The sequence below is a fragment of the Paraburkholderia sediminicola genome (genome assembly GCF_902859805.1).
GTDB lineage: Bacteria > Pseudomonadota > Gammaproteobacteria > Burkholderiales > Burkholderiaceae > Paraburkholderia > Paraburkholderia sediminicola.
Map to the genome: position 1 here is coordinate 113905 of NZ_CADIKC010000017.1, position 7692 is coordinate 121596.

Here is a 7692-nt window from a genome sequence, read left to right on the forward strand (position 1 = left end):
ATGCGAAACGTCCAGCCAGACGGAACGCGCGAGACGAAAGTCCGCACGCGCTCCGCCATTGCAGCGCTACCTCATTTTTCTCCCGATAGCCGCGAATACTGTGGGACGCCTTGACCTGAGCCGGTTGGCGTAAGCAATTCCGCCAATCAGCGAGGCAAAAATGATGGCGAGCAGGCATTGCGCGACTCTCAGATTGCCGGTCAGCATCTCGATATTGCTGATCGCAAGCCAGCCTGTCATGACAAGGCCGACGAGACTCGCCGCGGGCGCATACATCGTCTTCCATCGTCCCGGATGTACGCGACTGCGTCGAAAGAAGAGAATGACCGACAGGGACGTCAGGATCTGCAACAGGATGAGCGTGAACCCAGTGATGCCCACCAGCGCAGCATAGGCCGTAAACGGGTCGGCGCCTGTCACGGTCAGGACAGTGACTGAAACAACGCCCAGAACAGAGACAAGAAGCGAAGCCCGATACGGAGAGCCGTGCCGGCTGTGAATCGCACCGAGCCCGGGCGGCAGTACACCATCGATACTCAGCGAATAGATATAGCGCGCGAGGATGTTGTGCAACGCAAGCTGGCAGGCGAACATGCTCGTGCACATCAGTACGCTCACCGCGGCCTGCCCGACATGTCCGAGGTATCCCGCTATGCTGTCCAGCGCAGCCGTCGCAGGCTCGCTGCCTGCCTTGGCGAGCGCGCCTGCGGGACCGTACGCGACGATAAAGAAGTACGTGGCCGAGACAAACACACATGCCATGATGATGATCGAGAGATACGTCGCCCGCGGCACCGTTACTTCCGGGTCTCTCGCTTCCTCGCGAAATACGGCTGTCGCCTCAAAGCCCGCAAAGCACGTGACGCCAAACAGGATCGCGAGTCCAACGGACCCCGACATGACGGCTGTCGGAGAAAGCCAGACAGGAGACAGGAAGGAATACCCTTTGGTCAGTGCGATTGCGCCTTCCCAGACCGCCACGAGCAGGATCTCGCACACCAGGGCCAACGTGAGAACCCGTGCCGACAGTGTGATACGAAAGTATCCCAGAACGGATACGACCGCCCAGAGGATAATTGCCCACAACCACCATGTTTCCTCGCTCTTTCCGGTCAAATGCGTGGCGAAGGATCCGATGATAACGCCCGCATAAGGGTAGCCTCCCATAATGAAAAACGCGTACGCGAGCATTGCCATGAATGCCGAACCGAGGCCGGTACACGGCCCCAGACCGACAGTGATATATGCGTAATAGGCACCGGCATTGGGCACGTGCCGCGACATTGTCGTGAATCCGACCGAAAACAGGAGCATGAGGATCGCCACCGCGACGAACGTCACGGGCGCCCCCAATCCGTTTCCGTACGCGATGATGATCGGAATCAGCCCTACCACCACCGCCAGCGGCGCGTTATACGCAAGCACCGTAAAGACGATGTCCAGTGTTCCAAGTCGACCAGTGAGCGTTGCACACTCTGTGTCCATGTTCGGCGTCTCCTTCTGCACAACGGCTTGTAACTGCTCCACCAAAAGCTCTCCTCTGTATTTTTCTGTATCACACTTCATGACTTCGCTGCACCAGCTGATGCAGGACCAGCGATACCCGATGTTTCCACCTGATTTTGTTTTGTCATGCTCCTGGACGTTGCTCCCTGGGCCGCGGCCCCCTTTTCGATATTGAGAATCTTCAGCTGCATGACGCCCTTCAGACCTTCAATTCCATTCTCGTGCCCGATTCCCGACTCTTTCGCGCCTCCGAAAGGAACATCGGGCGCCAGGTTGAGGTGTCTGTTGACCCAGGCCGTGCCGACCTCGAGCCGCCGGGCGACTTCCGCGCCCTTGCGATAATCGGATGACCACACCGTGGCACCCAGTCCGAATGGTGTAGCGTTCGCGCGCTCGATGACCTCATCGACCGTATCGTAAGAGAGAACGGGCAGGACAGGACCAAACTGCTCCGATCTCACGAGTTCCGCATCGTCCGTGAGTCCGCGAACGATGGTAGGCGCAATGAAGTATCCGGGCCCGTCTGTCGAACAGCCTCCCGCGATGACGGCACCCTCCAATCTCGCGCTCTCGATCAGTTTCAGCACCTTCTCGTACTGCTGCTGGTTCTGAAGCGGCCCCATCTGGGTTTTCTCGTCCAGCCCATCCCCGACAATAACCGACCGGGCCAGTTCTGCAAGTTCGTCAAAAAAACCGTCGAGCATGCTTGCCGGCACGTACACACGCTTGGCCGCAAGACATACCTGCCCCGCGTTGACCATGGCTGCTTCGAACACCTTGCGGGCGACCTTGCCGACCTCTGCGTCATCCAGCACGATAGCCGCGTCATTCCCGCCGAGCTCGAGAGTCAATCGCTTCAGGGATTGCGCGGCGGCCTGCATCACCCTCTTCCCGGTTTCGGTCGAGCCCGTAAAGCCGACCTTGGATATGTCCGGATGTGTGGTCAGTCGCGAGCCGAGATCATTTGCGTCAACGATGACGTTCAATACTCCAGGCGGCAGGATGTCGGCAGCCACCTCGCCGAGCAGCAAGGTAGTCAGTGGCGTGGTCGGTGCTGGCTTCGCCACGATGGTGTTCCCCGCAATCAGCCCTGGCGCTATCTTGCTGACCAGAAGGCTGAACGGGAAATTCCAGGGGGTGATCGCGGCGATGACCCCGAGGGGCACGTGTTCCTGAACGATCTGCTCCCGTTCGTTGTCCCTCAGTACGACGGGTGGGCAGTCCAGCGTGGCGTAGTAGCGGATGCGGACCAGGCCGCCCGACACCTCCGATCGCGCCTGTCGTAACGGCTTGCCCTGTTCCAGCGTGAGCAGCCGTGCGAACTCCTCGGTGCGCGCCTCTATCGCGTCACACAGGCGCTTAAGGAACGCGCCTCGCTGCTGGAAGCTCAGACGTGCCCACCCCGGCTGACTGCGCTTTGCCGCATCGACGGCCACCTCAAGCTGCTGCGCGCTTGCGCGCCCACATGTAGCAAACGGCATCGCCGTCGCCGGATTCACGACATCGAGCGAATAGTCGCCCTCAACGAGTTTGCCGTCTATCAGCATTTTCAATTGCATGGTGTCACTGTCTCCAGATTGGTAACCGACGGGCTGGCGCGATCGTCCCCTGTCGCCCGGACGTCTGAGCGCATCGGTCAGAGGAACGGCGGCTCGTTTCGCCAGTCGAAGAAGTCAGGCATGTCGGTCGACACCCGATCGGGGAACCGGGCATGGCGCTTTTCAAGGAACGCGCTCACCCCCTCCGCGGCGTCCCTGGAGCGCCCGCGCGACTGGACCGCGCGGCTGTCGAGCCGGTGCGCCTCCATCGGGTGGCTCGCCCCCGCCATCCTCCATATCATTTGCCGTGAGATCGCTGCGGAGACAGGAGCTACGTTGTCGGCGATTTCGCGCGCAAGCGCATATGCCGCCGGCAGCAGGTCCTCTGGCGCATGAACGGACCGCACCAGGCCGCGGGTCAACGCTTCGTCAGCGTCGAAGACGCGGCCCGTGCAGCACCACTCGAGCGCGGCAGACGTGCCCACCACCCGCGACAGAAACCACGACGATGCCGCTTCGGGCGTGATGCCGCGTCGCCCGAAAACAAAGCCAAATCTGGCATGGGTTGAGGCGAGCCGGATATCCATGGGTAGCTGCATCGTCATCCCGATGCCGACGGCTGCGCCGTTGACTGCACCGATGACCGGCTTGAGGCTTCGAAAGATACGCAACGCCACAAGACCGCCGCTGTCGCGGTGCACGGTATCGACATCGGCGTCGTGCCGTTCGTCGTAGTTGAAGCTCTTTGCGCCCGACGACAGATCCGCGCCCGCGCAAAACGCACGGCCCGCCCCCGTGAAGACCACGCAGCGTACGTCATCGTCCGCGTCCGTGGTGTCGAGCGCGGTGATGATCTCCTGCATCATCGTATCCGTGAAGGCATTGAGTTTCTCGGGACGATGAAGCGTGACCGTGGCGATGCCGTTTTCGACGGCGTAGCGCAACGTTTCGAATTGCGGAGAAATCGCGGGCATGGACAGCCTCTCGAGAATGGTGAAGCGTGCGCCGCGCGTATGCCGCAGCGTGAAAGTACGTCAGCTCATGACTGTCACGATCCAGTCGGATCCAGTAGGGCCGCACAGCAACGCGATACTGGACCCGCCGTCTCGTTGCCGGAAAATCACCCGCTGCGCCACGCAGTCATCCCGGCATGGCGCGAATGCGGGTGATACGCGGGCACAGCGTCGGCGTCATCGACACATGGCATGCCTAAAGCCGCTCGAAGATCGCTGCAATTCCCTGCCCTCCGCCTATGCACATGGTCACCAGCGCATAGCGACCGCCCGTGCGATGCAGCTCCGCTATCGCTTTCACCGTGATGATCGCGCCCGTGGCGCCAACCGGATGCCCGAGCGAGATCCCCGAGCCGTGCACATTCACCCTGGCAGGATCAAGGCCAAGTTCGCGCGTAACCGCGCAGGCCTGTGCGGCAAAAGCCTCATTGGCCTCAACGACATCGATATCGCGGATACTCAGGCCGGTTCGCTCGAGTGCAAGGCGGGTGGCAGGCACCGGCCCAATGCCCATAAGTTCAGGTTCGACGCCAGCGTGCGCGTACCCGACAAGTCGTGCAAGCGGCTTCAACCCCCGCTCCAGCGCCTGCTCCAGGTCTCCCAGCACGACGGCTGCCGCACCATCATTGATTCCCGACGCATTGCCTGCTGTGACCGTCCCGCCGTCAGCCCTGAATACCGTTTTCATCTGGGACAGCGCCGTTTCAGTGACATCGGCACGCACATGCTCGTCCGTATCGAACACGACGTCCCCTGTTCGCCGCCTGATCGTGACGGGAACGATCTGCTGCCTGAAGTACCCGTTCCGGATTGCGTTGGCCGCTCGCCGCTGGCTCTCGAGCGCCAACGCATCCTGCATCACCCGCGAAATGCCATAACGTTCAGCCACATTCTCCGCGGTGATTCCCATGTGAAGACGCTGCCATGGATCATGAAGAATGCCGTTCATGTAGTCGACGGCATGGCTGTCACCCATGCGCTGGCCCCACCGTGCTGCTGGCAACAGATACGGGCCGCGACTCATGGACTCCGCGCCTCCCGCTATGGCGAAATCCGTGTCGCCAAGCAGGACAGACTGGGAAGCACAGACGATCGCCTGCAGGCCTGACCCGCATAGGCGATTGACGTTGTACGCGGTGGCCTCTTTCGGGACGCCGGCGCCGATCGCAGCGACGCGACTGAGATAGGCATCCGCAGGCTCCGTCGGCACCACATTGCCGAGCACGATCTGTCCGACATCGGCCGGCGCAAGGCCTGAGCGATCCAGTGACGCCTTGACGACTATCACGCCAAGATCGCGCATCGGCACGTCCTTAAGCGCCCCACCAAAACTGCCAATCGCGGTTCTCGCGGTCGCTAGGATGGCGACTTCACGCTTTCTCATTGCGGTTCCCATTTACCTTGATCAATCAAAACGGATCGAACCTGATCCGTGCGGTCCGTTATCCGGTGCGTCAGTTCGTCCGTTGCCAGCCATACGCCGCTACGTCAGGGCGTCGTGGACGAATATTCAAAGAACCCGATTCCCGATTTCTTGCCGAGGCGGCCAGCATCGACCATCTCCTGCAGCAAGGGGGCCGGTCGATATTTCGGATCCTTGAACCCTTCGTAGAAGACCAGCAGCACCGACAGAAGCGTATCGAGCCCGATCAGGTCGGCGAGCGCCAACGGGCCAATCGGGTGATTGCATCCGAGCTTCATGCCCTCATCGATTTCCTGGGCAGAGGCGATGCCCTCCGATAACACAAAAATTGCCTCGTTTATCATCGGGCACAGGATCCGGTTGACGGCAAAACCTGGCCTGTTTTCCACCGTGATCGGGGTTTTGCCAATCCGCCTGACGAGCGCTTCAGCGATCGAGTGCGTGAAATCGCTTGTGTTCAGCGCCCGGATCAGTTCGACAAGCCCCATGCGCGGAACGGGATTGAAGAAATGCATGCCGATCACGCGATCGGGGTGCGCTGTCGATGCCGCCAGCCGGGTGATCGAAATCGACGAGGTGTTCGTCGCGACGATTGATGACTGACGGACAATGATGTCCAGTTCTCTCAGGATGCCGATCTTGATGGACTCGTTTTCACTGGCAGCTTCAATGACAAAATCGGCGCTGCGCAGATCGGCGAGACTCGTCGTTGTCCCGATGCGACCGAGAATTTCCTGCCGTTGACCCTCGGTCAGCTGTTCCTTCTTTACGAAGTACGCCAGGTTCTGCCCGATCTTTTCCCGCGTATGCGCCAGTATCGTGTCGCCTCGATCCACCATGATCACGCTCAGGCCGCTACTCGCCAAGACTTGCGCGATCCCACTGCCCATGATTCCTGCGCCTACGACACCAACTGTTTCAATCTCCATCCCTTCATCTCCCGTATTACTCCGGTATCAGGCGCGGGCAAAGCACCGCACCTCCTCACCCTCTGTGCTGTTGAGCCGGTGTCCACGAGTGCCTATGAGCCTGTGAACAGCGGCGCACGCTTGCCGAGAAAAGCGTGAACACCTTCGCGAAAGTCACTTGTCGTGGCACAGGCGCCGAAACCCCGGCGCTCGTCCTCGAGCTGCTCCCGAAGGCTTTTGTCGAACGAGCGCTTCAGCAGCTGCTTGACGGTCCGGAATGCGCGCGTCGGGCCGTGGGCATAGTGCTGCGCAAGCGCCATTGTTTCCGATTCGAGCTCGTCGGCCTGAACCAGCGTGTTGACCAGACCGAGACGCATCGCCTCCTCTGCGTCGATGGCGTCGCCCTGAAGCAGGATCTCGGTGGCCTTTCGCAGTCCCACTATGCGTGGAAGATGCCAGGAAATGCCGACGTCGACGCAGGTGCCGATGCGCGTGTACGCAGCGTTGAGCGATACGTTGCGGGCGGCAATTGCAATGTCACAGGCCAACGCCAGACTGACTCCAGCGCCGGCTACCGGTCCTTGCAGGCTGGCGATGGTCGGTTGTGGCATTTCGCCCAGCAGGATGACTGCCTCGTTCAGCGCCTCGATCATCTGGTCGGATATCAGCGGGGCGCTATCCATGTCCTGCCCGAATAGCCGAACGTCTGCGCCAACGCAAAATCCTCTTCCTGCTCCCCGGAGCACGACCGCGCGCGTGGTGCTGTCGGCGGCGATCGCCGCGCAGGCCGCGCTCAGCTGCCTAGCCATTTCGACCGTGAGCGCGTTCATTGACGGCGGCCTGTTCAGTACGATCTCGGCTACCCCGTCCGCCTTGCGCACCAGGATCGGAGCGGCTTCCAGGGCCGATTGGTTCATCATTGTCTCTGTCCCTCCGGTAAGTGCTTCAGCACTCCCAAAACCGTGCTGGCCTGATTCACGATTGCCGGACTCACAGACGAGCCCGGTGATACCTCGCGGGCACAGGCGAACCCGCGTTCTCTGTCAATCACTGTCTCCCCTTTGCGCATCGGGATTCACGCGCCCTGCGCCTTTCATCCGTCACTGCGGCGAACGGTCGGGCATGTGGAATGAGTGGAGCGCATGACACGCGTAGAGCCGGTTCACTGCCATCGGCGCGCCCCACCTGACCAGACCCCCGGCGTCATAGTAGTTGTCGCCTCTGAATTTCTTTATCAAGAAGAGTCAGAGGTGCAGGTTGAAGGCGAAACAAATGTATTCTGTCGAGTTCAAGGAGCAGGCGCT

At 60.8% G+C, this 7692-nt stretch carries 6 protein-coding genes; all 6 read right to left on the minus strand.

Annotated features, from left to right (window positions below):
- Window positions 1-66: 66 nt before the first annotated feature.
- Entirely contained in the window at window positions 67-1566 is a 1500-nt protein-coding gene (locus R8871_RS35695) for an APC family permease (RefSeq protein ID WP_217468934.1), read from the minus strand.
- Window positions 1563-3065, minus strand: coding sequence for an aldehyde dehydrogenase family protein (locus R8871_RS35700; protein WP_175054606.1), 1503 nt, complete (start codon window positions 3063-3065; stop codon window positions 1563-1565). The genes R8871_RS35695 and R8871_RS35700 overlap by 4 nt, the downstream gene beginning before the upstream one ends.
- A 77-nt stretch (window positions 3066-3142) precedes the next feature.
- Window positions 3143-4018 carry a crotonase/enoyl-CoA hydratase family protein gene (locus tag R8871_RS35705; RefSeq protein WP_175054607.1) on the minus strand — a complete coding sequence of 292 codons (876 nt, stop codon included), beginning with the start codon at window positions 4016-4018 and terminating at the stop codon, window positions 3143-3145.
- A 235-nt stretch (window positions 4019-4253) separates the two neighbouring features.
- A complete protein-coding gene (locus R8871_RS35710; protein WP_175054608.1) occupies window positions 4254-5441 on the minus strand; it encodes an acetyl-CoA C-acyltransferase family protein in 1188 nt (395 codons plus the stop codon).
- A 104-nt stretch (window positions 5442-5545) separates the two neighbouring features.
- Window positions 5546-6409 carry a 3-hydroxybutyryl-CoA dehydrogenase gene (locus R8871_RS35715; protein WP_175054609.1) on the minus strand — a complete coding sequence of 288 codons (864 nt, stop codon included), beginning with the start codon at window positions 6407-6409 and terminating at the stop codon, window positions 5546-5548.
- 92 nt (window positions 6410-6501) lie between these two features.
- Window positions 6502-7308 (minus strand): enoyl-CoA hydratase/isomerase family protein, encoded by an 807-nt coding sequence (locus R8871_RS35720; protein ID WP_246287986.1) that lies wholly within the window; start codon window positions 7306-7308, stop codon window positions 6502-6504.
- Window positions 7309-7692: the final 384 nt, after the last annotated feature.

What these genes read in the sequence shown, in the direction of transcription:
- R8871_RS35695 (WP_217468934.1), bottom strand. Translation starts at nt 1,566, where the DNA reads ATGAAGTGTGATACAGAAAAATACAGAGGAGAGCTTTTGGTGGAGCAG.
- R8871_RS35700 (WP_175054606.1), bottom strand. Translation starts at nt 3,065, where the DNA reads ATGCAATTGAAAATGCTGATAGACGGCAAACTCGTTGAGGGCGACTAT.
- R8871_RS35705 (WP_175054607.1), bottom strand. Translation starts at nt 4,018, where the DNA reads ATGCCCGCGATTTCTCCGCAATTCGAAACGTTGCGCTACGCCGTCGAA.
- R8871_RS35710 (WP_175054608.1), bottom strand. Translation starts at nt 5,441, where the DNA reads ATGAGAAAGCGTGAAGTCGCCATCCTAGCGACCGCGAGAACCGCGATT.
- R8871_RS35715 (WP_175054609.1), bottom strand. Translation starts at nt 6,409, where the DNA reads ATGGAGATTGAAACAGTTGGTGTCGTAGGCGCAGGAATCATGGGCAGT.
- R8871_RS35720 (WP_246287986.1), bottom strand. Translation starts at nt 7,308, where the DNA reads ATGATGAACCAATCGGCCCTGGAAGCCGCTCCGATCCTGGTGCGCAAG.